The 25,187-nt window shown below is 34.8% G+C and carries 26 protein-coding genes, 2 pseudogenes and 1 riboswitch; of the genes and pseudogenes, 8 read left to right on the forward strand and 20 right to left on the reverse strand.

The genetic code is table 11. The features are described from left to right. Positions 1-164 precede the first annotated feature (164 nt). The gene (locus MHH59_RS20065) at positions 165-1,328 is read left to right on the forward strand and encodes an aminotransferase A (protein ID WP_002128899.1); all 1,164 of its coding nucleotides are present in this window, start codon (positions 165-167) and stop codon (positions 1,326-1,328) included. A 4-nt stretch (positions 1,329-1,332) separates the two neighbouring features. On the opposite strand, the gene malR is transcribed toward MHH59_RS20065, so the two are convergent. From malR to MHH59_RS20085, 4 genes are all read right to left on the reverse strand, one after another. After that, positions 1,333-2,364 (reverse strand): maltose operon transcriptional repressor MalR, encoded by a 1,032-nt coding sequence (gene malR, locus MHH59_RS20070; RefSeq protein WP_002014809.1) that lies wholly within the window; start codon positions 2,362-2,364, stop codon positions 1,333-1,335. Between the two features lie 282 nt (positions 2,365-2,646). Then, positions 2,647-3,489 (reverse strand): maltosaccharide ABC transporter permease MalD, encoded by an 843-nt coding sequence (gene malD / locus MHH59_RS20075; RefSeq protein WP_002088365.1) that lies wholly within the window; start codon positions 3,487-3,489, stop codon positions 2,647-2,649. After that, positions 3,490-4,791 (reverse strand): maltosaccharide ABC transporter permease MalC, encoded by a 1,302-nt coding sequence (gene malC, locus MHH59_RS20080; protein WP_340852182.1) that lies wholly within the window; start codon positions 4,789-4,791, stop codon positions 3,490-3,492. It abuts the gene before it with no gap. Between the two features lie 76 nt (positions 4,792-4,867). Further along, positions 4,868-6,127 carry an extracellular solute-binding protein gene (locus MHH59_RS20085; protein WP_002128900.1) on the reverse strand — a complete coding sequence of 420 codons (1,260 nt, stop codon included), beginning with the start codon at positions 6,125-6,127 and terminating at the stop codon, positions 4,868-4,870. Between the two features lie 324 nt (positions 6,128-6,451). Here MHH59_RS20085 and MHH59_RS20090 point away from each other — a divergent pair, with 324 nt between their 5' ends. Then, on the forward strand, positions 6,452-8,212 hold the full coding sequence (locus MHH59_RS20090; protein ID WP_003191242.1) for an alpha-glycosidase: 1,761 nt from the start codon (positions 6,452-6,454) through the stop codon (positions 8,210-8,212). 38 nt (positions 8,213-8,250) lie between these two features. On the opposite strand, the gene malL is transcribed toward MHH59_RS20090, so the two are convergent. After that, entirely contained in the window at positions 8,251-9,927 is a 1,677-nt protein-coding gene (gene malL / locus MHH59_RS20095) for an oligo-1,6-glucosidase (RefSeq protein WP_002128902.1), read from the reverse strand. A gap of 277 nt (positions 9,928-10,204) precedes the next feature. Here malL and MHH59_RS20100 point away from each other — a divergent pair, with 277 nt between their 5' ends. Beyond that, the gene (locus MHH59_RS20100) at positions 10,205-11,305 is read left to right on the forward strand and encodes an ABC transporter ATP-binding protein (protein WP_003191240.1); all 1,101 of its coding nucleotides are present in this window, start codon (positions 10,205-10,207) and stop codon (positions 11,303-11,305) included. A gap of 69 nt (positions 11,306-11,374) precedes the next feature. Here the strand turns inward: MHH59_RS20100 and MHH59_RS20105 are convergent, their stop codons facing one another. The 3 genes from MHH59_RS20105 to MHH59_RS20115 form a co-directional block, all read right to left on the reverse strand. Next, positions 11,375-11,884 carry an SDR family NAD(P)-dependent oxidoreductase gene (locus MHH59_RS20105; protein ID WP_002066937.1) on the reverse strand — a complete coding sequence of 170 codons (510 nt, stop codon included), beginning with the start codon at positions 11,882-11,884 and terminating at the stop codon, positions 11,375-11,377. 65 nt (positions 11,885-11,949) lie between these two features. Next, complete coding sequence (locus MHH59_RS20110; protein ID WP_002111552.1) at positions 11,950-12,048, reverse strand: hypothetical protein; 99 nt, start codon at positions 12,046-12,048, stop codon at positions 11,950-11,952. A 270-nt stretch (positions 12,049-12,318) separates the two neighbouring features. Next, positions 12,319-12,774 carry an RDD family protein gene (locus MHH59_RS20115; RefSeq protein WP_078213430.1) on the reverse strand — a complete coding sequence of 152 codons (456 nt, stop codon included), beginning with the start codon at positions 12,772-12,774 and terminating at the stop codon, positions 12,319-12,321. Positions 12,775-12,905: 131 nt separating this feature from the next. Between MHH59_RS20115 and MHH59_RS20120 the strand changes: the two genes are divergently transcribed. Beyond that, on the forward strand, positions 12,906-13,337 hold the full coding sequence (locus MHH59_RS20120) for a DUF3997 domain-containing protein (RefSeq protein ID WP_002128907.1): 432 nt from the start codon (positions 12,906-12,908) through the stop codon (positions 13,335-13,337). Positions 13,338-13,381: 44 nt separating this feature from the next. On the opposite strand, the gene MHH59_RS20125 is transcribed toward MHH59_RS20120, so the two are convergent. Both MHH59_RS20125 and MHH59_RS20130 read right to left on the reverse strand, forming a co-directional pair. Next, positions 13,382-14,140: a hypothetical protein gene (locus MHH59_RS20125; protein ID WP_201056878.1), complete on the reverse strand. Its 759-nt coding sequence runs from the start codon at positions 14,138-14,140 to the stop codon at positions 13,382-13,384. A gap of 36 nt (positions 14,141-14,176) precedes the next feature. Continuing rightward, entirely contained in the window at positions 14,177-14,905 is a 729-nt protein-coding gene (locus MHH59_RS20130; RefSeq protein WP_201056879.1) for a DUF4184 family protein, read from the reverse strand. A gap of 148 nt (positions 14,906-15,053) precedes the next feature. On the opposite strand from MHH59_RS20130, the pseudogene MHH59_RS20135 reads away from it, so the two are divergent. Both MHH59_RS20135 and MHH59_RS20140 read left to right on the forward strand, forming a co-directional pair. Continuing rightward, positions 15,054-15,313 (forward strand): annotated as a pseudogene (locus MHH59_RS20135) (hypothetical protein). 10 nt (positions 15,314-15,323) lie between these two features. Next, entirely contained in the window at positions 15,324-16,049 is a 726-nt protein-coding gene (locus tag MHH59_RS20140; protein WP_003191233.1) for an AAA family ATPase, read from the forward strand. 29 nt (positions 16,050-16,078) lie between these two features. Here the strand turns inward: MHH59_RS20140 and MHH59_RS20145 are convergent, their stop codons facing one another. The 3 genes from MHH59_RS20145 to MHH59_RS20155 form a co-directional block, all read right to left on the reverse strand. Next, entirely contained in the window at positions 16,079-17,254 is a 1,176-nt protein-coding gene (locus MHH59_RS20145) for an acetyl-CoA C-acetyltransferase (RefSeq protein WP_002111558.1), read from the reverse strand. A gap of 139 nt (positions 17,255-17,393) precedes the next feature. Continuing rightward, positions 17,394-17,843 carry an NUDIX hydrolase gene (locus MHH59_RS20150; RefSeq protein ID WP_002066949.1) on the reverse strand — a complete coding sequence of 150 codons (450 nt, stop codon included), beginning with the start codon at positions 17,841-17,843 and terminating at the stop codon, positions 17,394-17,396. A 107-nt stretch (positions 17,844-17,950) separates the two neighbouring features. Then, entirely contained in the window at positions 17,951-18,244 is a 294-nt protein-coding gene (locus tag MHH59_RS20155; RefSeq protein ID WP_002088390.1) for a DUF3928 family protein, read from the reverse strand. 177 nt (positions 18,245-18,421) lie between these two features. On the opposite strand from MHH59_RS20155, the gene MHH59_RS20160 reads away from it, so the two are divergent. Further along, the gene (locus MHH59_RS20160; RefSeq protein WP_002128913.1) at positions 18,422-19,039 is read left to right on the forward strand and encodes an ImmA/IrrE family metallo-endopeptidase; all 618 of its coding nucleotides are present in this window, start codon (positions 18,422-18,424) and stop codon (positions 19,037-19,039) included. Positions 19,040-19,054: 15 nt separating this feature from the next. Here MHH59_RS20160 and MHH59_RS20165 read toward each other — a convergent pair. The 4 genes and pseudogenes from MHH59_RS20165 to MHH59_RS20180 form a co-directional block, all read right to left on the reverse strand. Further along, positions 19,055-19,296: pseudogene (locus tag MHH59_RS20165) on the reverse strand (DNA-binding protein). A 71-nt stretch (positions 19,297-19,367) separates the two neighbouring features. After that, positions 19,368-20,033 (reverse strand): DUF1129 domain-containing protein, encoded by a 666-nt coding sequence (locus MHH59_RS20170; protein WP_003191228.1) that lies wholly within the window; start codon positions 20,031-20,033, stop codon positions 19,368-19,370. Positions 20,034-20,049: 16 nt separating this feature from the next. Then, complete coding sequence (locus MHH59_RS20175; protein ID WP_340852191.1) at positions 20,050-20,817, reverse strand: DUF1129 domain-containing protein; 768 nt, start codon at positions 20,815-20,817, stop codon at positions 20,050-20,052. Beyond that, positions 20,817-21,149, reverse strand: a complete 333-nt coding sequence (locus MHH59_RS20180; RefSeq protein ID WP_002014879.1) for a PadR family transcriptional regulator — start codon at positions 21,147-21,149, stop codon at positions 20,817-20,819. The genes MHH59_RS20175 and MHH59_RS20180 overlap by 1 nt, the downstream gene beginning before the upstream one ends. Before the next feature lie 196 nt (positions 21,150-21,345). Between MHH59_RS20180 and MHH59_RS20185 the strand changes: the two genes are divergently transcribed. After that, complete coding sequence (locus tag MHH59_RS20185) at positions 21,346-22,122, forward strand: 3-hydroxybutyrate dehydrogenase (RefSeq protein WP_002128918.1); 777 nt, start codon at positions 21,346-21,348, stop codon at positions 22,120-22,122. Positions 22,123-22,272: 150 nt separating this feature from the next. On the opposite strand, the gene MHH59_RS20190 is transcribed toward MHH59_RS20185, so the two are convergent. The 3 genes from MHH59_RS20190 to mtnK all read right to left on the reverse strand — a co-directional run bounded on the left by MHH59_RS20190 (position 22,273) and on the right by mtnK (position 24,931). After that, complete coding sequence (locus MHH59_RS20190; protein ID WP_002014881.1) at positions 22,273-22,410, reverse strand: YvrJ family protein; 138 nt, start codon at positions 22,408-22,410, stop codon at positions 22,273-22,275. A gap of 290 nt (positions 22,411-22,700) precedes the next feature. After that, positions 22,701-23,756 (reverse strand): S-methyl-5-thioribose-1-phosphate isomerase, encoded by a 1,056-nt coding sequence (gene mtnA / locus MHH59_RS20195; protein WP_033731215.1) that lies wholly within the window; start codon positions 23,754-23,756, stop codon positions 22,701-22,703. Next, a complete protein-coding gene (gene mtnK / locus MHH59_RS20200; RefSeq protein WP_201056883.1) occupies positions 23,753-24,931 on the reverse strand; it encodes an S-methyl-5-thioribose kinase in 1,179 nt (392 codons plus the stop codon). Before mtnK ends, mtnA begins: the two co-directional genes overlap by 4 nt. Positions 24,932-25,019: 88 nt before the next feature. Further along, a riboswitch (SAM riboswitch) is annotated at positions 25,020-25,160 on the reverse strand. Between the last annotated feature and the right edge of the window lie 27 nt (positions 25,161-25,187).

The following is a 25,187-nucleotide window of genomic DNA, read 5'->3' on the forward strand; positions in this document are numbered from 1 at the left end:
CTCTTATAGACATTTGAACCCTCACATAATTTCTTACTTCCACTGAATTTTAAGATACGATTCTTATCTTTCACAAATAGCGGGGGAAATTTTATAAACAAAGCGTAATAGTTGAAAATATGATAAAATGAACTTAATTTTCAAACGGAAGAAAGGGAGATACAATGGAACAATTCATTAATCCTAGAGTGAAGGACATCCAAATTTCTGGAATCCGTCAGTTCTCTAATATGATTCAAAACTATGATAATCTTATCTCTTTAACAATTGGGCAACCCGATTTCCCTACACCTTCTCTAGTAAAAGAAGCAGCTAAACGGGCCATTACAGAAAATTATACAAGCTATACACATAACGCTGGTTTACTAGAATTACGCAAGGCAGCTTGTAACTTTGTAAAGGACAACTACAATTTACATTATTCACCTGAAAACGAAACCATTGTTACAATCGGTGCTAGTGAAGCGATCGATGTTGCATTCCGAACTATTTTAGAACCAGGAACGGAAGTAATTTTACCTGCTCCTATTTACCCTGGTTACGAGCCGATTATTCGACTATGTGGTGCAACTCCTATTTTTATAGATGTTCGCGAAACTGGATTTCGTTTAACAGCTGAAGCATTGCAACATGCAATTACAGAACGAACAAGATGCGTCGTTTTACCGTATCCTTCTAATCCAACTGGTGTTACCTTATCAAAAGAAGAATTAGAAGATATTGTATCTGTCTTAAAAGATAAAAATATTTTCGTTCTTTCTGATGAAATTTATAGTGAACTTGTATATGAAGAAAAACACACATCTATCGCTCATTTCCCAGAAATGCGTGATAAGACGATTGTCATTAACGGCTTATCAAAATCACATTCTATGACCGGCTGGCGTATCGGACTTTTATTTGCTCCAGAATATTTAGCAAAACACATATTAAAAGTTCATCAATACAATGTTACATGCGCTACTTCAATCGCTCAGTATGCTGCAATCGAAGCTTTAACAGCTGCTAAAGATGCTCCGAAGATGATGCGCTATCAATACAAAAAACGCTGTGATTACGTATATAATAGACTCATTCAAATGGGTTTAACGGTTGAGAAGCCAACAGGTGCATTTTATTTATTCCCATATGTTGGACATTTAACATCTTCATCATTTGATTTTGCACTTGATCTTGTAAAAGAGGCTGGGCTAGCCGTTGTTCCTGGAACCGCATTTTCCGAATACGGTGAAGGCTACCTTCGCCTTTCCTATGCTTACAGTATTGAAACTTTAAAAGAAGGCTGTGACCGTTTAGAAGCCTTTCTAAAGAAAAAAGCTAAGAGTTAAACTCTTAGCTTTTTGTTGCATAATGATCACAAGTTTGACGCTTCAATAATTTATGCGGAATAATAATGCATTTTGAAGTAGATTCAGAATGCTCCACCTTATCAACTAAAGCTTTTGCCGCTTCATACCCTAATTGATAAATATTCACATCAACTGTCGAAAGTGGTGGACTAGCAATTTCTGATAATAAAGCATTGTTAAAGCTTACAATCGAAACATCTTTCGGTACAACAAATCCTTTTTTAGAAAGCGCACTTAACACGCCAAGTCCAATTAAATCATCCGTTGCCATAATTGCCGTCGGTGGTTGCTTTAGTCCCATTAATTCCTCAACAGCCTGTTGACCACTCTCTCTTGAAAAATCAAAGTGTAAAATATACTCTTTCGGCAATAGAATATCTGCTAGTTTCAAAGCATCACTCATCCCCGCCAAACGATCTCTCGTTACAAGTAAATCTGATCCCCCGCCGATGAATGCGATTTGTTTATGGCCTAATGAAATCAAATATTCCGCTACTTCTCTTGCAGCTGTATAATTGTCATTATCTACATATGTAATTTCATCTTTTCGATCATATGGTTTTCCAATTAAAACAAACGGGAAGTTTTGGTCATGCAAGTATTGAATAATCCGATCGTTCTCTCTTGAATATAAAAGAATAATACCACCGATTTGACGCCCTTGTACCATTTTTACAACACCATTAAAAATTTCATCTTCCGTTTCACCAGTCGACATATAAAGCGCATACCCTTCCACATGTGCAAATGAACTAATTCCTCTTATAACTTCTGGGAAAAATGGATTTTGAAAAGCTTTACTTGCAGAACTCGGCATAACAAGACCAAGTGTCTTCGTCGTTTGGTTCGCAAGGTTTCTTGCATTTAAATTTGGATGATACCCTAATTCACTCATTACTTTTCGAACACGGCGCTTTGTCTTTTCACTTATACTTGGATTATCAGCAATTACACGAGAAACAGTTGATGGTGCTACGTTCGCCTTCTTCGCCACATCTTTAATTGTAACTGTCATAAAAATCCCCTCCTTTCACTTCTCTGCCATTTTCATATATTTTATCTTGCACCCGTTGCAAGTCATAGGAGAAGTCATAAACTGTCATTTATTTATTCTATCTTGCAAAACTTATCATATTCTCCCTCTCCATGTATTGTAAGGGATATAGCTCTTTTTTCCTATACTATAATATACTATTTATTTCACTTCTTTTCATATGCGATGTCAAATCTCTTTTCATCTCTCTATAATTTTTTTATAGAGAGATGAAAAGAAAAATGGGACATAATGTCCCATTTCTCATCCTTTCGTACCTCCAGCTGTTAAACCAGAAATAAAGTATTTTTGTAGTGATAAGAATAAAATCGAAATCGGGATTGCAATTAATACGGAACCAGCCGCAAACGTCGTAAATTCATTACCAAATTTCTTCGCTACCATTTCATAGAGTCCAACTGCTAAAGTGTAATTTTCCGGCGTGCGTAAAATAATACTTGCTAAAATGAAATCTGTAAATGGACCGATGAAAGTGAATAATGCTACAACCGCTACGATTGGCTTTGCAAGCGGCATAATGATTTGCCAAAAAATACGGAAGTGTCCTGCTCCATCCATGCGGGCTGACTCATCCAACTCTTTCGGAATCGTATCAAAATACCCTTTCATAAGCCAAGTATTCATTGGAATTGCTCCACCTACATAAATTAAAATTAATGCAAGATGTGTATCAATTAATCCTGTTAACTGCGCTAATACATATAGTGCGATTAACGCTGCAAAGTTCGGAATCATTTGTAGAATTAAAAATGTTAATAAACCATTTTTTCTTCCGACAAAACGATATCTCGAAAATGCATAAGCAGTAAAGCTAATTGCTAACACCGAAAAAATCATCGTCATAACACTAACTTTTAACGTATTTTTATACCAAAGTAAGTAATTACTTGAATCAAGATCAAGTAGCTTACGATAATGATCTAACGTAGCATTTTTTGGAATAATGCTAGAACCAGACAAACTATCTCCTGGATTAAACGATGAACCAATAATCCATAGTAATGGATAGAAAATAATCGCACACATTATGAAGATAACCAAATAACTTAATGAAAGACGTAACATCTTTTGTCGTTTAATATTCATTTACATCATATCCTCTTCTTGGAATGATTTTGTTCTCTTAAATTGCCATAACGCAACTGTAATAACGATTAACGATAAAATCATTGTAAGAGCTGCTGCTTTTCCGTACTGCGCTGAAGTCATCGTTAACTTATAAATCCATGAAATTAAAATATCCGTTCCACCTGCATCTTGCCCCGCTACAGCAGGACCTCCGCCGTTAAATAGATAAATGATACTAAAGTTATTAAAGTTAAACGTATATTGTGTAATTAAAATTGGTGCTGTTGCGTATAAAACAAGTGGCAATGTAATTTTGCGGAACTGTTGCCAAGCAGTTGCTCCATCTACTGTAGCCGCTTCATATAATTCTCCTGGAATCGATTGCAATATACCTGTTGTCATTGCAAATACGAATGGGAAACCGAGCCACGTTTGGATCATAATTAAAGCAATCTTCGCCCAAAACGGATCTGTCATCCAAGCAATCTTTTCAATCCCGAATAAAGCTAATACTTGATTATTAATTGCTCCAAATGTTTCATTAAACATACCCGAGAAGACAAGAATAGATACGAATGCTGGAACAGCCCACGGTAAAATGAAGATTGTTCGAATAATTGCCTTACCTTTAATACCAGGCTGATTTACGATAATCGCTAAGAAAATACCAAGTGCAACTTGTAATGTTGTTGCAACAAATGTCCAAATGACAGTCCAAGAAAATACACTTAAAAATGCCTCTCTCCACATTGGTAATGTGAAAATATCAATAAAGTTTTTAAAGCCCACCCAATCTACTAATTTAGCTGGAGGAGAGTGATATAAGTCATAGTTCGTAAATCCAATTAAGATTACAAAAATGATTGGAAATACAACTACAAAGATTAGTAATAGAAATCCTGGTGAAACCATTAAATATGGAAAACCTTGATCTAATAAGTTACGGTATTGCTCTTTTACTGAGTTTAATGGTGTTCCTATATCACGTTTCTTCCCATTTTGGTATGCATCATATAAGTTAAATCCATATATTCCGAGTCCAAACACTATGACGATAAGTGCCAAAATCCCTTCTACTAATAGAAAGACAGAATGGTCACGTGGAACTTCTGTACCGAGCGTTACAATTCCCCATAATCCCATATTTAACAAATCAGCAAATGCTATAATAAATGAACCTGTTAATACTAGAAAAATAAGACCTTTTACAAATTGTTTATTATATATTTGGCCCATGCCTGGAATAATAGATAACATGGTCGCCATTTTCCTATGTTTCGAACCATTCATATCTTTCATTGGTTCCATAGATGTTTGCATGTTCCTTCCCCCTTTTTTCTTCCTACTTGGAAGGGAGAGAATTCGTGCCTCTCCTATTAGAGGCACGAATTTCACCTTATTTTTTCTTACTATGATTTGCCTCAATATTTCCTTTAATTTGTTTCACTGCACTATCAAGCGCGGATTTTGGTGCCTCTTTTTCTGTAACAACTAACTGAAGAGCGTCTCCAGCTGGTTTCCATACTTCTTGCATTTCTGGAATATTCGGCATTGGAATTCCATTTTCTGATTGAGTTGCAACTGCTTTTGCAGCTTCATTATCTTTAATAATTGGATCTTCCATTACTGATTTTACTGGAGGAATCTCTTTTGTCTTCTCAAATCGAATTTTTGCATTTTCTTCATTTGTTACCCACTCAGTGAACTTTGTAGCTAAATCATTTTGTTTAGAGAAGCTTGTTACATGCCATCCTTTTACCCCAACAAATGTTTTCATCGGTTGACCATTTGGTAATTTCGGCATTGGAGCAACACCATAATCAATTCCGTTCTTTTCCATCGCTTGGAACGCCCACGGTCCATTCATAATAGATGCTGCTTTTCCTTCATTGAATAATCCGTCAGCAGCAGGTCCACCAGATTCACCGATAATACCTTTCGGGAATAACTTTTCTTTGTACCATTTTTGAAGATATTCAGCACCTTGTACTGCTCCGCTATTATTTAATCCAACATCACTTGCATTTGGCTTTCCGTCTTTCTCACCAAATACATATCCGCCCATACCTGCCATAAACGCGTTAGCAAAGTAGAAGTTATCTCCTAATGTTAAAAATCCGTACTTGCCATCCTTCGTAAAGTCTTTTGAGAAGTTAAATAGCTCGTCCATCGTTTCTGGAGCTTTTTGCATTAATTTTTTATTGTAAATAAAAATTGGTGTTTCAATTGCTTTTGGTAAACCATATAATTTCCCGTTGTATGTTTGTGCCTTTATTGATAAGTCAGTAAATTTACTCTTCACAGCATCATCTGCTTTTACTTCAGAAATTAAGCCTTCTGTTACTGCATTTCCGATTTGATCGTGTGGCAATGTTACAACATCTGGTCCCGTCCCCGCTGGTCCATCAAGACGTAACTTTTTCACTTGATCTGTCATTTGCATTTCAACAACTTTTACTTTTACTTTATATTTTTCCTCAAAGCTTTTCACTGCTGGTTCTAAACCAACACCTTTTTTATCATCTTCCCAAACGAGAAGATCATAGTCTTTCTTCGCTTTACTTTCCTCTTTTTTTCCTGAATCTTTCGGTCCACATGCAGATAACATGCCAATTGACAATGCTGAAATCGTTAATAGTGATAATGCTTTCTTCATCCCAAAAACCTCCCTAAATTGTCTATGTACCTCTTTAATTGAAAACGCTTGCATTTGATTGTTTAATAGAAGCGCAAACAATATCTAAATCTATGAAAACGTTTGCGCTATTTGTCTATCATTATACATCCTTTTATTCATTTTGCAAATATTAATTTTCAAAATAATCTTATCATACTCTTTATTCATTGACTTTACATAAAATGAATACTACTCTTATAAGCAATATTAAAGTTATGTGGAAGGCAATCGTTTGCAACATAATCTTTATTATTTCGTTTAAGGGAACTATATGTATAGAGATATTAAAGGGGGATTTTCTATATGCTTAAAGAAGCGATCTATCATAGGCCAAAAGATAATTATGCATACGCTTACGACGAAAAAACAATTCACATCCGAATACACACAAAAAGAGATGATGTTCACAACGCCGCTCTCATCTACGGTGACCCGTACGAATGGCAGGACGGGAAATGGATTACAGCGAGTACACCGATGAAAAAAACTGGATCTACTGAGTTATTTGATTATTGGTCCGTTTCAATCAAACCAAAATTTAAACGCTTACGTTATGGATTCGAATTAAAAAACGACGTAGAAACTTTTATTTATACAGAACGAGGATTTTTTTCTAATATCCCAAATGACGATGTCGGTAACTTTTTCTGCTTTCCATTTGTTCATGCAAAAGACGTTTTCAGGGCACCATCCTGGATTAAAGACACAGTATGGTATCAAATTTTCCCGGAACGATTCGCTAACGGGGATAACACATTAAATCCAGCAAACACCCTCCCTTGGGGAAGTACCGAACCAACTCCAACTAATTTTTTTGGCGGAGATTTTGCTGGTATTATTCAAAACCTTGATTACCTTGTGAAGCTTGGAATTTCCGGAATATATTTCACTCCTATTTTCAAAGCTCATTCGAATCATAAATATGACACAATTGATTACATGGAAATCGATCCACAATTTGGGACGAAAGAAACTTTCAAAGAACTCGTTCAGGAGTGTCATAAACATGGTATAAAAGTAATGCTCGACGCTGTTTTTAATCATAGCGGGTACTTCTTTGATAAATTTCAAGACGTGCTGGAACAAGGTGAAAATTCCGCCTATAAAGATTGGTTCCATATTCATGAATTTCCAATTATAACCGAGCCACTTCCCAATTATGATACTTTCGCATTTACACCGTATATGCCTAAATTAAATACAGCACACCCAGATGTAAAAGAATATTTACTTGAAGTAGGGCGTTATTGGGTAAGAGAATTCAATATAGACGGTTGGCGCCTTGATGTAGCAAATGAAGTCGATCACAGTTTTTGGAGAGAATTCCGAAGTGAAATAAAAGCATTAAATCCTGAAGTATATATTTTAGGTGAAATTTGGCACGATGCACTCCCATGGCTACAAGGTGACCAATTTGATGCTGTAATGAGCTATCCTGTTACAAACGCTCTACTTTCTTACTTTGCTAACGAATCCATTCATGCAAGTGAATTTATGAAACAAATTACCGATTCTCTACATTCCTACTCTATGAATGTAAATGAAGCGGCATTTCATTTATTAGACAGTCATGACACACCTAGAATTTTAGCAACATGTAACGGGGATAAAAATAAGTTAAAGTTACTCTATGTATTTCACCTTTCTTTCATCGGTTCTCCTTGTATTTATTACGGCGATGAAATCGGTATGGATGGTAGAATGGATCCTGACTGCCGCAAATGTATGATATGGGATGAAAAAGAACAAGATACTCTTTTATTTACACATATACAAACATTAATTTCATTACGGAAACAACATAAAGCATTTGGAGGAAATGGTACTTTTCAATTCATTGAGGCAAATGATGAACATAATTATATTTCTTATACAAAAACATATGAAGATGAAACTATCTTTTTCGTTTTAAATCCTACTAACAGTGAAGTTACAACTTCACTCCCTCTTCATATTACCAGGAAGAAAATAATTAACATTTATACAAACGAAGAATTTTCAGCGGAAGCAAGTGTATTACAAGTTACACTTCCACCGTATGGATTCTCTATTTTAAAATGGTAATAGTAAAAGCCTTATGCCAGGGTGGCATAAGGCTTTTCTTATTTCAATTTAAATACCATTGCTTCATACGGTCGTAATGTAATGTTTTCTATCAATACATTTTCTACATCATAATTGTGTATTAATAACTCTGCTTCACTATAAATAATGTCCTCAGGCAATTCAAATACACATTCATCTGCAGTAAAGTTTGCAATCACCAGAAGCTTTTCTTCTCCATATGTTCTTACATAAGCAAAAATAGAAGGGTTATTTTCTAATATTAAATCATATGTTCCATACACAACTATTTCATTGTTTTTACGTAATTCAATCAATTTTTTATAGTAATAAAAAATTGATTCTTCATCTTGGATTGCCTGTTTCACATTAATCTCTTTGTAGTTAGGATTTACCGCAATCCAAGGCTCACCCGTTGTGAATCCAGCATGTTCTCTATCATCCCACTGCATCGGAGTTCTAGCATTATCTCGGCCCTTTATATATATAGACTGCATCACTTTATCTATATCTTCGCCGCGCTCTATAACTTTTTCTTTATACATATTTAGTGTTTCAATATCTCGGTATTCATCAATTGATTCAAATCGAACATTGGTCATTCCGATTTCTTCTCCTTGATAAATATATGGTGTCCCTTTCATCATATGAAGTACTGTCGCTAACATTTTTGCTGATTCAGTATGATAAGCTCCATCATTACCAAAACGAGATACAACGCGAGGCTGGTCATGGTTATTCCAATAAAGGCTATTCCATCCTGTTTGTTCTAATGCTTTTTGCCACTTTGTTAAATTTTGTTTCAAAGTAAGAAGTGAGCATGGTTTTACATCCCATTTCCCGCCTTCTCCAGAATCTAAATCCATATGTTCAAATTGGAATACCATTTGCAGTTCTTTTCTAGCTTCCCCTGTATACAATTTAGCCTCTTCTGTCGTTACACCAGGCATTTCCCCAACCGTCATAATGTCATACTGAGACAATACGTCTTCATTCATTTCATGCAAATACTTATGAATATTCGGACCGTTCATAAAATGTTTATGCCCTGAAACATATCCTTCTTCATCCGTTTCAACAGATGGTAAGCCATCTTCTTTAGAAATAAAATTAATAACATCCATACGGAACCCATCAATTCCTTTTTCTAACCAAAACTTCATCATGTCATAAACATCTTGTCTTACCTTTTCATTATCCCAGTTTAAATCTGGCTGTTTTTTAGAAAACAGATGCAAATAATATTCATCTGTCATTTCATCATATTGCCATGCAGATCCACTAAATGCTGCTCCCCAGTTATTCGGCTCTTTCCCTTCTTTTCCAGGGCGCCATATATAATAGTCTCTATATTTATTATCTTTCGATTTACATGATTCAATAAACCAATTATGTTCATCTGAAGTATGATTAACAACTAAGTCCATCATAAGTTTCATATTACGTTTATGCATTTCATGTAATAGTTCATCCCAATCTTCCATTGTTCCGAACTCGTTCATAATTTTACAATAATCACTTATATCGTAACCATTATCATCGTTTGGAGATTCATAGACTGGTGATAACCAAATTACATCAATACCTAATTCTTTTAAGTAGTCTAGCTTCGCAAGAATACCACGAAGATCACCTATACCATCACCATTACTATCCATAAAACTACGAGGATAAATTTGATATACTACACTTTCTTTCCACCATTGTTTTCCCATTATGCTACCCCATTTCATCTATACTATTGATTCTTTTTTCTTTTTTTAAGGCGCAAACGTTTTCATTACTGAATGATAACAGATTCTATCCAAATTTAAAATAGCGCTTACAATATTTATTTTCTTTTTCTAATAAAACATGTGGAACTTATTATATATTCATAGGGGTAATGAAAACGTTTTATTTTTTTATAGTGTTTTTATTTCTTTTTTGAATCTATTCGTTTATAATAAATCCAAAGAAAACGTTTGCATAAACTTTCTAGGGGGAAATATCATGGCAGAACTTAAATTAGAAAATATTTATAAAATATATGATAATAACGTAACAGCCGTAACAGATTTTAACTTACACATTCAAGATAAAGAATTTATCGTATTCGTTGGTCCTTCTGGATGCGGAAAATCTACAACACTACGAATGGTAGCTGGACTTGAAGATATTTCAAAAGGAGAATTTTCAATTGATGGTAAGCTAATGAACGATGTTCCTCCAAAAGATCGAGATATCGCAATGGTCTTCCAAAACTACGCTCTTTATCCACATATGAGTGTGTATGATAATATGGCATTTGGATTAAAACTTCGAAAAATACCGAAAGATGAAATCGACCGTCGAGTGAAACATGCAGCTCAAATTTTAGGGCTTGAACAATATTTAGATAGAAAACCGAAAGCTTTATCAGGTGGACAACGTCAACGTGTTGCATTAGGTAGAGCAATTGTTCGAGACGCAAAAGTCTTCTTAATGGATGAACCATTATCAAACTTAGACGCTAAACTACGTGTTGCAATGCGATCAGAAATTTCTAAATTACACCACCGCCTTGGCACAACGACAATTTATGTAACACATGATCAAACTGAGGCAATGACAATGGCTTCACGCCTTGTTGTTATGAAAGACGGCAAAATCCAACAAATTGGAACTCCAAAAGAAGTATATGAAACACCTGAAAATATTTTCGTTGGTGGTTTTATCGGTTCACCCGCAATGAATTTCTTCCATGGAAAATTAACTGAAACCGATTTCGTTATAGACAGTTCACTAAAGTTTAAAGTATCTGAAGGAAAAATGAAGTTATTACGCGAACAAGGCTATGTAAATAAAGAAATTGTTTTAGGTATTCGTCCAGAAGATATTCATGATGAACTATTATTTTTAGAAGCTTCACAATCTACTACTTTCACAACAAAAATTGAAGTTGCAGAGTTGTTAGGGGCTGAATCCATTTTATATATGAAACTTGGAAATCAAGATTTTGCAGCACGTGTTGATGCAAGACATACTTTTTCACCTGGTGACCAAATTAAACTTGCTTTTGATATGAATAAAGCACATTTCTTTGATAGCCAAACCGAACAACGTATTCGTTAAAAAATAAAGTTCTATAATAGAACATACAAAAAAACCGTCCACATATATACTGGGGGCGGTTTTCCATTATTATACTAGGGCTTCTATTGTATGAAATGATTGTCCTCTCGTGCTAATAATACCAAAAACAGGTAAATCACTAAGCACCACTTCTTCTTGCTGTTTCATAAAAGATGACGTTAATTGTTTTATCTCTATCCAAACGTCATTAATACAAAGTACATTGGAATCGTTCTCTTGTTGGCGAGAAAAAATAGAATCTATTTTATATAGACCAGCATTTTGAAAAAGCATATCAATACGACTGTATGCCTCCATAGCAAAACTAATAACACGTTGCCAATCTCCTTGTTTCCCCATATCGTAGGATACAAAAAGTGCTTCTCCGCCTAAATCCGTAATTTCCTCAGCTGTTGCTTGTCCACTTTCTTGATCAATGTCCGTCACAATTACTTTTGCGCCTTGCTTAGCCAACAAAAGAGCTGTACTACGTCCAATACCGATGCCACCACCAGTTACAATGGCAACCTTTCCTGCAAGCTTCATTTTCATTACCCCTTCTATAAGTCTTACCGTCATTCAGTATACTCCTTTATTAGATTAGTCTGCAAGCAGGAAAAGTTCACGCTACAGCTTGTAAGCGATTACTTTTTTATTTCTTTTTTTTTCTTACTATTATATTGATCGAAGGTTAAACCAATAAAAATAAGAATTCCCCAAAATATTAAGCTACCTCCAGTCATTCCAAATCCCCCTTTGTTATATAACGATATTATTTATACCCATTATATCATTCTCTCAATTTTCAATCTATTCAAAACGAAAATAGGATGTTTGAATTAGCTACAGCTTCTTTAAACATCCATCAATAATATGGAGGGTATTATATAGGAAATATCCGCCCTATATCAATTCCATTTATGGAATTTTTCATGAAATTAAAAATAAGACTTTTTATATACAAACAATAAAAAGTCTTATTTCATTAGTAGCACGTATACTCTAAATATTAATTATACAAGACTCATCACTTTTGTCTTTGCAATTACATCATGGAAGCCACAATTATCTTTGCGGAATAACATCATATATACATTGCATATTAATGGAACTCCAAGTAATAATATGCTTGGTAATAATAATACCAAAAATCGTATTATTAATGTTTGTAACGTTAGTTTTTCACTTGTTAACGAGATTATTTTTGTTCTTGTTACCTTTTTACCAAGTGTAGAACCGTTCCAAAGAAAAGGTAACAGAATAAAATTTATAGCCATTAATACGAAAACAAGTGTAAGGTCATATCTATAGTCCCCTAAACTTATATTAAAACGATTAAAAATAGCACTATAGTTTCCTGTAATAATAGCTACTACTGCACCGTACGTAACCGAGATTAAAAACATGTCAATAAGGGAAGCACCTATGCGATTCATTACAAGCGCTGGACGATGCATCTTTAACTTCATTTTGTGTCGACTCCTTCATATCCTTCTTTACCCGTTTCATCGTACCACTTCTAAAAAACATTGTAAACTGGCGTTTCGCTTACTTTTCTTGTACAATGTGTTACAACAGCATTATAAAGGAGGTTCCCATATTGAAAAGATGGATAATCCTATTTGCCGCACTCTTATTAACAGGTTGCACAGGCAATACAAACCATTTAACCTATACAATTAACGATGAATATGAACTCATACATACTTCTGGAGATGCATTTGAACTTTTCCCATCGCAGGATGCTGTATATGCTACACAATACATCCCTGCAAAAATTACAGAAATTGCTTGGGACGATAAATACATTATCACAAAGCAAATTGAGGAAAAATCAGATCCAAACAATCCTGACGCAGCAATTACAAATAAAAAAATTGAACATTATTGGATTATCGATGTAAAGCATAATAAACGATTTGGTCCTTATAATGAAAAACAATTTAACGAGCAAAAAGATGCTTTTAAAATTACAGTGCCTTTTCAAAGTGTAGATTCATATGTGAAAGAGCTAAAAAAACAGTCAGCATAACTTTTTATGCTGACTGTTTTTGCTTAAATTATTATAAAGACACTTTATTTAGAGAGTGCAATATTAAAAGTTTGCGGTTCTTTAACAGCTTCATTTGTGTCTCCTGCTGCTAAATCATCTGTCGTAAACTTAATATCCTTTACTTTTTCTTTTCCATCATCAAGTATTAAACCGATAATTCCTTCTCGTGTCTCACCAGGCCTATAATCTTCCCTTGAAACACTCTTTGTACCAACGAGCGTATCTTCATCATATAAAAAGTTTTGAGTCGCTACATTAAAATGTTGTTTGTCATTTATAGCAACATCATTCATAGAGAAAAATTGCATGTTCTTATCTCCACTATTCTCTACCTTATATGTAATTTCAACATACCGAATCGTATCGCTAATCTCTGTTCCACTTAACGATGCATATAATTCAGCATCTTCTTGACTCACTTTATCTCCCAATCTACGCTTTACTTCTTCAGGAGTTAATGCAGTATACACTTTCAATGTATTTTTTGCCTCTTTGCTCATTTGTGATAATGAGATAACTTTAACATCTTGTACGTGAATTTTCATTGGGGCTACTTCAAATGTCTGATTCACAGAATGAATCTGTTCTAATTCAAATGTCCCCCACCCTTTTTCTTTCACTTTTTGTCCTACTTTTTTAAGCTCACGCCCACCATACTCTTTTGTTTCTGGAATAGATTCTTTCTTTTTAGGTTCTGCCTTCTTTTCTTCTTGCTGGAAGCAACCACTTAACATAAGAAGAAAACTGCATAAAACAAAAATACTTTTCCATGCTTTCATCATTTAATTTCTCCTAACACTATCATTCATTAATATAAATTAGTCCCTTGATTTGTAAACTATAGAAACAATAAGAAGTCCACAAAACGAACTTGTCAGTCCAGATACTATTATACCTCCTATTTGGAAAATATGAAAATAGGGGTCTAATAACGCGTGAACGATAAATATAATGGCCGCCACAACGATAGATGAAGCCCAATATTTCTTTTTTTCCGAAGTTAAACTAGTATCTTGATCAGTTTCCCTCCTATATTTCCATAGTACATATATTAGTAATAGTAGACCAAAACATGTACTCCCATGTTGTAAAAATTTATAAATTGGAATACTATATACTTCTTGCTGTAACAGCGGCATTTCCATAACAAAATAGCCTGTCTTATGAGTAAAAGCATCCAAAACGACATGCGTCACCATACCGAATAAAGCAGAATAGCAAAATACAAAAAAATTCTTCCAAGTATATAGCCCCCACTTCGCATCTACTACATATTTATAGTAACTAGCAAAAGGCTTAGGTAAATGTGTTATAAATGGTCCTTTTAAAATAAAATGATATGCATATGCTAATAAAAAAACGAGTGGTAAATTCAAATAGAAGAAACCAGCCCATGTATGGCCAATAATACCGTATGGCCTAAAATATAAAAAATATTCAAAATCAGGTGCCATACTACCCAATATAAGAGCCGTCACCGAAATATAACTAGAATGTTTCTTAGCAAAAGGGAGAACAGCTGCTGGATGTGCAAATGTAAACGGCATATTAATACTCCTCTTCATATTTCTAATATAATACCATCTATCATAACGAGAGAATTAATCTTGATGCAATGTTTATTTTCACATTGGAATATGATAGTTTACGTGTTATAATCCACATAAAATATTCAGAAAATAAGGAAGTGTTCACGTGTCATTAACACTTGTCTTTTTTCTTGTTTTGTTTATATTGTTTTTAAGTACATACATCGGATTCTTTATATGGAAGCACTACAAAATTATAAAATATATATGGATTTATGAACGTTCTTATCATTTTTTATAGGAAAGAGAATGGCTTTCGGCTGGGAAGGTCTCGGTTTTGGCGCACTTCAATATACAATACTATTAGCAAGTTGTCTTACATTAGTATTTGCCGCTTTTTTAGAATCAAAATCCGTTATGAATTGAGGTTTATATATTGATTGACGTACCCTTTTTAAAAAATGTCACATTAAAAAAAGAAAATATCCCTAGCTTTTCCGCATACCCTTACTGTCTACCCGCTATTCGAACTTTACAATCACTAGCTTTCCACCCAAATGTAACATTCATTATTGGAGAGAATGGAACAGGTAAATCAACATTACTCGAAGGAATTGCAGTGGCTTTAGGTTTTAATGCAGAAGGTGGAACAAAAAATTTCCGATTTAGCACAAACGATTCCCATTCATCTTTACATGAATACCTTCGAATTTCAAAAAGTTTCAATACACCAAACGACGGTTTCTTTCTTCGCGCTGAATCATTTTATAACGTTGCTTCTTATATCGATGAAATAGATGCTATAAAATCTTACGGCGGCGTTTCACTTCACGAACAATCACACGGCGAATCATTCTTCTCATTATTTATGAATCGTTTTTCAGGAAAAGGTTTATACATTTTAGATGAGCCTGAGGCAGCTTTATCCCCGATGAGACAACTTTCAATGCTCATTCGCATGCACGAACTAGCTGAACAAGGTTCACAATTTGTTATCGCGACGCATTCTCCCATTTTAATGGCTTATCCTGAATCTACTATATACTCTTTAACTCAAGAGGGGATTCACGAATCGACATTAGAAGAAACGGAGCATTACCAAACAACAAAACTTTTCTTTGAAAATCGCGATCGATTATTTCATCACTTATTTGAGTCATAAAAAAGAGGCAGCAATCGCTGCCTCTTTTTTTATAATGCTTCTATAAATAAAGCTACTCCAATACCGCCTCCAACGCATAGAGAGGCAATACCTTTCTCTAATCCACGTCTTTTTAATTCGTGAATTAAACTTACCGTAATACGAGCTCCTGTACAACCAATTGGATGTCCAAGTCCTACCCCACTACCGTTTACATTCACTTTCTCACGGTCTAACCCTAACTCTTTCTCTACAGCTAGGTATTGTGCAGCGAAAGCTTCATTAATTTCAAGTAAGTCTGCATCTTCTAATGACCACTCTACTTTTTCTAATCCTTTGCGAATTGCTGGTGCTGGTCCAATACCCATAATTTTCGGATCTACACCTGCTACTGAATATCCAACAATTCGAGCTAACGGTTGTAAACCTTTTTCTTTCGCCTTTTCTTCACTCATTAATACTAAAACGGCACTTCCATCATTAAGACCAGATGAATTCCCTGCAGTTACTGATCCATCTTTACGGAAAGCTGGTTTTAATCCTGCTAATTTTTCCGCTGTAATATCTGCACGTGGATGTTCATCCTTCGAAAATACAACTTCTTTTCTACGTTCTTTTATCGAAATAGGAACAATTTGATCGTCAAAGTGTCCAGACTCAATTGCTTGCAACGCTAATGTATGACTACGAAGCGCAACTTCATCTTGTTCCTCTCTTGTAATTTCATATTGTTCAACTAAATTTTCCGCTGTTTCACCCATCATAATATGGTGAATCGGATCTTCTAAAACTTCCCACACCGTATCACGAATTTCTCCGTGCTGTAGACGTTGTCCCCAGCGGTGTTGTTTTAATGCATAAGGGCTCGAGCTCATTGCTTCTACTCCACCTGCAACAACAATATCACTTACACCTAATTGGATTTGCATTGCAGCAGACATAATTGCTTGCATACCTGAAGAACATTGACGTTGAATTGTATAGCCAGTAACTGTGTCAGGAAATCCTGCCGCTAATGCAGCTGTTCTTGCCGTATTTGCTTCATCAGTTCTTTGAATACAATGACCTAAAATTACTTCATCAACTTCATGTGGCTCTACTCCGCCTCTTTTTACAGCTTCCTGAAGTACAGGAACAGCTAATTCTACTGGTGTTATATTTTTTAGTGCTCCTCCGAAAGTTCCAATTGGTGAACGAACTGCAGCTGTAATGACAACATTATGCATTTTGTACTTGCCCCTCTCTTATGTACCCTAGTAAGTTTTTAGGTGAAATTCCATAAGTTGTATTTCTAAAATTATCATACTATAAACATACCAAAAAATCAAAATATTTAATATAATAAAAATAGAAGGAATTAACCTTCTATTCTGTCAATGCGTATAAGAATTTTTGTAATATCTTCTCTGTCGTTTCATTCAATTTTGGTAACTTATCTACTGGAAAATATTGAAGCTCTAACCCTTCATGATCGAGCTTTAATTCTCCGCCTACATGATGTGCCTGATACAGATGAATCACATTAAAAATTTCATCTCCATTTGGATAACGGAAATAAACTTCCTTTCCTGAAAGAACACCAAGAAATTGCATTATTTTTGCACTTAGTCCCGTCTCCTCGAATAATTCTCTACGAGCAGTTTCTTCTGTCGTTTCTCCCAGTTCCATTGCCCCGCCAGGCACACCCCAATCATATGTATCTGAACGATATTGAAGCAATACTTCTTGATTATCATTTAATATAATAATTGCTGATCCTACTAAAATAAGTGGTCTCGTACCAACTACTTTGCGTAACTCTTCAATATACCCCAATATGTAAACTCTCCTTTCCTCATCCTTCCTTATCATAACAAAATTCTCTTCCTTTTGTTGCTGTAATTTTCAATAAAAAAGGAAGCTTCCGCTTCCTTTTTTTACCGTTATTTTTTAAAGCTTTCGTATTTTACAACTTCAAAAGCTTCTTCAATTTCCTCATTATGATAATGGACATATGTAAAACGCCCTAATTCTACTAATCTAGCTATTTCTTGCAATGCTTTATGCTGATCATATGTTTCTTCAATTGTAATATGTACATAAAACTTCATTAATGGATGTTCATATAAAGGTTCTCCCACCTCCACATATACATCTTCAACCCCTTGCACAACTCTTACATAGCTCGCAAATTGATACAGAGCTTCTCTGTCTGAAACGATTTTTAATGTATACATATATTCTCCCCCTTTTCTTTACTATATCAAAAAGCAGACCATACTACGTTATAGAACTATGAAATTTTTTCGACTTATAGTCTATATATTCGTGTAATAAACAAGGCGTTTATCCATACATAGGACCTTTCCCCCACATATATTATAGAAAGAATTTTTTCATTTGAGGTGTTCCTTATGAATTCATACGTTAATATATGTGTTTGCATTACTCCAGGCGCAGATATTTCTGACGACCGTATTGCAAAAGATTTAGCAGTTGCAGAATCAATTTGGCATCCCATTACATTTAAAATTAAAGAAGTAATTGTACTAAACGACCTTTTCCGTTTTTCTAATCGGGAAATTAGTTATAAAAACTCCATTCAAAGTCAGGAAAAATTATCATCTTTTTTTCAAACTTGTGTTAACGAAGCTCCTGAATGCGACCTTTATATTTGTTATATTGGTAGTGATTATTTCAAAGAAACCGCAGTAATCGCTTGCGCTTACTCTCTAGCGAAACAACAACAACTTACTGGTTACATCGTTTTAACAAACTCAGCTGCTCCAATGAAAAATATATACACCCTCGCTCACGAAATTGGTCATATTTTATTTACAAGACGAATTCATGGAAAACTTACGCACGCAGATCCCCACTCTCCAACCGGTTCTGAACATCACCATTCACCATCGAACCTTATGTACCCTATAGTCCCTAGCCCTAATAACGTTCACATCAATTCATTATTAACAAATGAACAAAAAGCGCTCTCTTTACAAAGTCCTTTATTACAAAGAAAAAAACAGTAACGATATTGTTACTGTTTAAAACAATATATTCAAATCAACAAACCAGATTTCGGCTGCAAAGGATACACTATACACCTAAGCATAATCCTTCTAAAAATCAAAATATAGTATTTCTTTGGAAATAATTTTTTGTATATCCAGAGCAGCCACTTTCCTATTAAACTGAAGAATAAAATATATCGTGATGTTTAAAATATTCATTATGCTCTTTTGGTGAAGGCAGTATAAATTCCTAAAGTCATTAATCCTAGAAACATAATAGTTAATATACATATAAGTATGATTTACATATATGCTCATCCTCTTCTTTTATTTCTAGAGCTTCTCATTAGAAAAATACTCTTACTAGTTGTTCAACCATCACTATCATAAAAATTGGAATTCCTAACACAAACAAACCACTCCAACCAAGAGACCGAACATTCACAATCGTTGTTATCACTAGCATAACCCCTCCAATTAAATATCTTCCTAATTGAGGGACTTCATAGGAAGGAAAACTATACCAATCTTTTAAAAACATTATTAATACTGGTAAATAAGTAAGTATTACTGCTCCAAATAGCAGTAAACCCTTTTTCAACATACTCCTTTGAAAACTAGCACCTCTTAAAAATAAAATTCCTCCCACAATCATTAACACTAAGATAATCGGATATCCAATCAACCCTATTAAAGAAATGGTATAAGGCTCATTTAAATTTCGAAATAAAAGATCTGGAACAGCCCAATAGCATAATATGCTCATAATAGCTGTAGCTAGCCATCCTAAATTCCGTTTATAATCAACTTGCATTTCTTTTACAAGTTGATTTGCATATTCCTTTGGTGAATCACCAAATATATCCTCTACACTCTTGCCCCTTTTTTCACCTTCAGTTAAATGCAATTCTGCATCTTCTAAAAAGGATTCAATATCTTTTTCACTTATCCCTTTTGCTGTTAAATAAGTACTTGTATTTGCCAGAAAATCTCGTGACTCTTGAGAAAGCATCCCATTCCCCCCTCCCTTATTTAACCGTTTCTCTTCTATTTGCCTTCATCATAATTTCAAGGAAGATTAAAATAAACAAACTTCCGTATAAACATATAATTTGAAATAACATTGGCACGAGATCTTCCGATGTGAACGTTTTAAAAACTAACATAATAGAAAGCGGAATAATTAAATATAAATTTTTAAACCATCCTTCAAAATATATATTTATAGCTACCGTGAGGATAAAGATCCCTCCAGCTAATATATAACTTTGGACTAGAGTCAACGTAAACATCGTTGTAGGATATATCATATCTAATATCGGAACTGCTCCTAATAAAAACATTGGCGCAATCATGACTAAAAACCACATGGAAAACCACGTTTTTGTAAAACTTGTTACAAATGTCATTTTACGAAGCAGAAAATTTGGACCCATTACAGCTACGATCAATGTAAAGCTATAGCCAATACACTGAATAAGTGAAATCTGTAGAATTCCGTTATTCACTATTAAGATAGAAGCAATAAACCAAAACGATACGATATTCATTACCGTAAAACCAATTTGCTTCCAATTTTCCTTTCTATCCCTTTCCATCACTTTTACAAGTTCATTCGCATATTCTTTCGGTGAACTTCCGAAAATATCTTCTACACTTTTCCCTTCACCCTCACCTTCTATTAAATGCAACTCTGCATCTTCTAAAAAGCTTTCAATATCGCTTTTTTTCACACTCTTTGCAGTTAAAAATAATCTCATATCTAATAAAAAATTTCGCGCTTCATTTGATAACATTATTTTTTTCTCCCCTTCCCTTCAAGTAGACGCTCTACACTACTTTGCATCGCTTCCCAGCGATCCATAAATTCATCCAGTGCTTCCTCACCTTTTTCTGTTAATGTATAATATTTTCGCTTTGGGCCAGATGGAGATTCCTTCATTACACTTGTTATTAACCCTTCCTTTTGCATTCGTATTAATAACGGATAAATACTTCCCTCACTCGCCATTGTAAAACCATACTTCGCTAATCTTTCACTCATTTCATAACCGTATATTTCACCTTCAGAAATAATAGCAAGTAAGCATCCTTCTAAAATCCCTTTCAGCATTTGACTTGTCGACATAATTGAAATCCTCCTGCTATCTTGTTTTACAAGATAGATAAGCGTAAGTACCTTGCTTTACAAAATAGTATAGCAGAGACTATTTTGCAAAACAAGATAGCTAAAGATATTTTTCCAAATGTTTGCAGGGATTTTATTATCACCTCTCTAAATAGAGCAATAAGAGAACTTTTATTATGAAGGAGTGTTTTTCATCATGGTTACAAATCGAGTTGTCTTTTTAACAGGTGCTGCGAGCGGTATTGGTTATGAAATGGGAAGTGCTTTCGCAAAAGAAGGTGCGAAAGTTGTCATTAGTGATCGCCTTGAAGATCGTGCAAAAGAAGCTGCTGAACAATTGCAAAAAGAAGGCTATCAAGCCATTGGTTTAAAATGTGACGTTACATCTGAAGAAGAAATTACAGCAGCACTTTCTCAAACAGTTCGTCATTTCGGTTCATTAGATGTATTAATTAACAACGCAGGAATGCAACATGTTTCACCGATTGAAGATTTTCCAACTGATAAATTCGAGCTTCTTATTAAAATTATGCAAATCGCTCCATTTATCGCCATCAAACATGCCTTTCCGATTATGAAAAAGCAAAAATATGGTCGTATTATTAATGTTGCTTCGATTAACGGACTTGTTGGATTCGCTGGAAAAGCTGCCTATAATAGTGCGAAACATGGTGTAATTGGATTAACAAAAGTTGCTGCTTTAGAGGGAGCAACTCATGGAATTACTGTAAATGCTCTTTGTCCCGGATATGTTGATACCCCTCTTGTACGAAATCAACTACAAGACTTAGCAACTACGCGAAATGTACCACTTGAAAATGTTTTAGAAGATGTCATTTATCCTCTTGTACCACAGAAGCGTTTGCTACAAGTACAAGAAATTGCTGATTATGCTATGTTTTTAGCGAGTGAAAAAGCAAAAGGTATAACTGGTCAAGCTGTCGTTATCGATGGTGGTTATACTGCTCAATAAAGTGAAACTTTAATCAGTGGGGGTTTTGTTCATCCCCACTAATTATTAGCCTTCACCAATCGGGCTTTTACTGCCCGTTAATGCGGGATAAAAAATAAAGTTTGCTCTTCGCGAGCAAACTTTATTTTACTTTCTATCGCGAGGATCTTCCTACTTTAGTAATTGTTTAGGGAGCTTCTCAATTGCTACAATCACTCCGTCTAATTTACTTTCAATGCGATGTAGTAAATATAGCGTTACAACAATTGGAAAGCCCACATTACCTATCATCCCGATCCACTCTTCCATCTTTCTCTCCTCCCTTCATTACATAAATAAGAGGAAACGAAGACTTAAGGCATAAAAAACAAGCTATTTTTTATTAGCTTGTTTTTTAACTACTCAGCCATACATTTCATTTTTCAGCATATAGATTGCTACCATGAAGATACAAATGGTCCTACACCTTGCTACCTTTCTTTGTTTTAAAACGTTGCGCGTGGTAGGAACAGGCACTTACCGCTCCTATACATAGCCAGTCCCTCTCGACCATTTAAAAACATGCTTTTCTACCGTTTTTTTATATAGCGACTGAGCAGTTAGCTTATTTTTTCAAATAATGATGTAATTTTTTGCTTATAATCTCCACGTAAAATACCTTTCTCAGTAATAATCCCCGTAATTAATTCATGCGGTGTTACATCAAATGCAGGGTTAAATACAGGCGTTCCAAGTGGCGCCACTTGTTTCCCAAAAATTTTCGTAACTTCTGTTTCATCTCTTTCTTCAATGACAATTTCAGCACCTGTTTGTTTCGTAGTATCAAATGTAGATAACGGTGCTGCAACGTAAAATGGGATACCGAAATACTTTGCTAATATAGCTAAATTTAATGTTCCTATTTTATTAGCAGTATCACCGTTTTCAACGATTCGATCTGCCCCTACGATAATCGCATTAATTTCTTTCGTTCGAATTGCATGTGCTGCAGTATTATCCGTAATAAGCGTTACATTAATGTCTGCTTGTTTCAATTCCCATGTCGTTAAACGACCACCTTGTAAAACCGGCCTCGTTTCACACGCATACGCATGTAAACGCACACCCTTCTCTTTCCCAATATAAAATGGGGCTAATGCTGTTCCATATCTAGCAGTCGCAATACTTCCAGCGTTACAAATTGTTAAAATTTTATCACCGTCTTTAAAACATGTTAAAGCATGTTCTCCAATACTTCGGCACACCATTTCATCCTCTTGCTGAATATGAAGCGCTTCTTCTTCTAATATTTTTTGAGCTTCTTTTATTGTAGTAATCTCTCGAATAGATTCTCTCATACGATCGATTGCCCAAAATAAATTGACTGCTGTCGGGCGTGATGTTCCTAAATAGTTACAATCTCTATTAAACTTCTTCTGAAACTCATAGATATTTATAGCATCGTATTTCTTTGCCGCAAGCGCCAAACCAAACGCAGCTACAATTCCAATTGCAGGCGCTCCTCGTACTTCTAACATAATGATACTTTTCCATACATCTTCAATATTCGTTAATGTTTTGTATTCAGTGACATGCGGCAACTTTGTTTGATTTAATACTGCAATTGCATCGCCTTTCCAACTTACAGATCTCGGAATAGTAATAATTGTACTCATGCTTTTACGCCTCCAACTGTCTGTTGAAATAATGTTCGAAACAGTTGAATATCAGCACCCTTGGCTTCATATTTTATTAGTTCTCTACCTAAGGATAACGCTTGTTTTTTAGCTTGAATTCTATTTTCTTTATTTGCTATCCCATCTAAATCCGCTACATGAGCTAAGCCAATTGTTCTACGAATCAGTTCACATCCGGCAAATCCGACGGCATCAGTAAAGATATTTTGCAAAATAATTGGTAACCATTGTTTTTCTTTCGTATATGCTTCTACACCTTCTCCAATCCATAACTTCGTAAAGTTTTCTACAAAATAACTCCATGTCTTTTCTATATGGAAAAATAGTACACTTCTCTTTTCTTCTTCTCTAGATAAAGCATTTAATAATAGATTTGCAATAAATTGACCGATATCAAACCCAAATGGACCGTACGTTGCAAATTCTGGATCGATCACTTTCGTTTCAGAAGGTGATGAAAAAATACTACCAGTATGTAAATCACCATGAATAAGCGCTTCTTTTCTCGTTAAAAACTTATATTTATATTGTGCTACTTTTAGTTTTAAAGTTTTGTCACTCCAAAGTTCATCAATCACTGACTGTAAATCTGACTCATAATCATTCGTATCATAATGTCCAAATGGATCGGTAAAAACTAAATCTTCTGTAATTTTACTAAGGTCTGGATTTACAAATGTACCTTCTAGTACCCTTTTCTCTTCTGACTGTAAACCGAAATCTGAAGTATAAAACAAAACATGTGCTAGAAAACGACCGATATGCTGGGATAAAAGTGGATATCCTTCTCCATCTATTAATCCTTTTCTTGTAATTGTTAGTCTTGATAAGTCTTCTATTACTGTAACTGCTAACTCTTCATCATGACTGTACACTACCGGAACATAATCTGGCACATACTTCGCAAAAATTTGTAATGCTTTACTTTCAATCGTCGCTCTTTTTATAGACAGTGGCCAGCTCTCACCAACTACTTTCGCATATGGCAGTGCTTGTTTTATTATAATAGACTTCTCTCCACCATCTAATTTGAACACGTAATTTAAATTTCCATCTCCAATTTCATGACAAACTACATTTGCTTTCTTTTCAAAATAACCGTGTTCTTTCGCATATTGTATAGCTGTTGTTTCAGTTAATGAATAATATCCCATCGTCTTCTCCTCCTTTTCATTCAGAGGTTTTTCTAAAATAGAAAAACCCCTTTCCACAAAGAAAGAGGTTTGAAGTTTATCTTCTCCCCTCTTATCTGCCAGAAAGTTTACTTTCTGCTGGAATTAGCACCGTGCCTTTTGGCGTCATAAACGCCCCATTTCACAATGGTATTACGGTCGGTTGCTGGGCTTCATCGGGCCAAATCCCTCCACCTGCTCTTGATAAGAGTTTTATAATTTTTAGAATTTTTAACTT

The sequence above is a fragment of the Bacillus sp. FSL E2-0195 genome, assembly GCF_038003645.1.
Lineage (GTDB): Bacteria > Bacillota > Bacilli > Bacillales > Bacillaceae_G > Bacillus_A > Bacillus_A mycoides.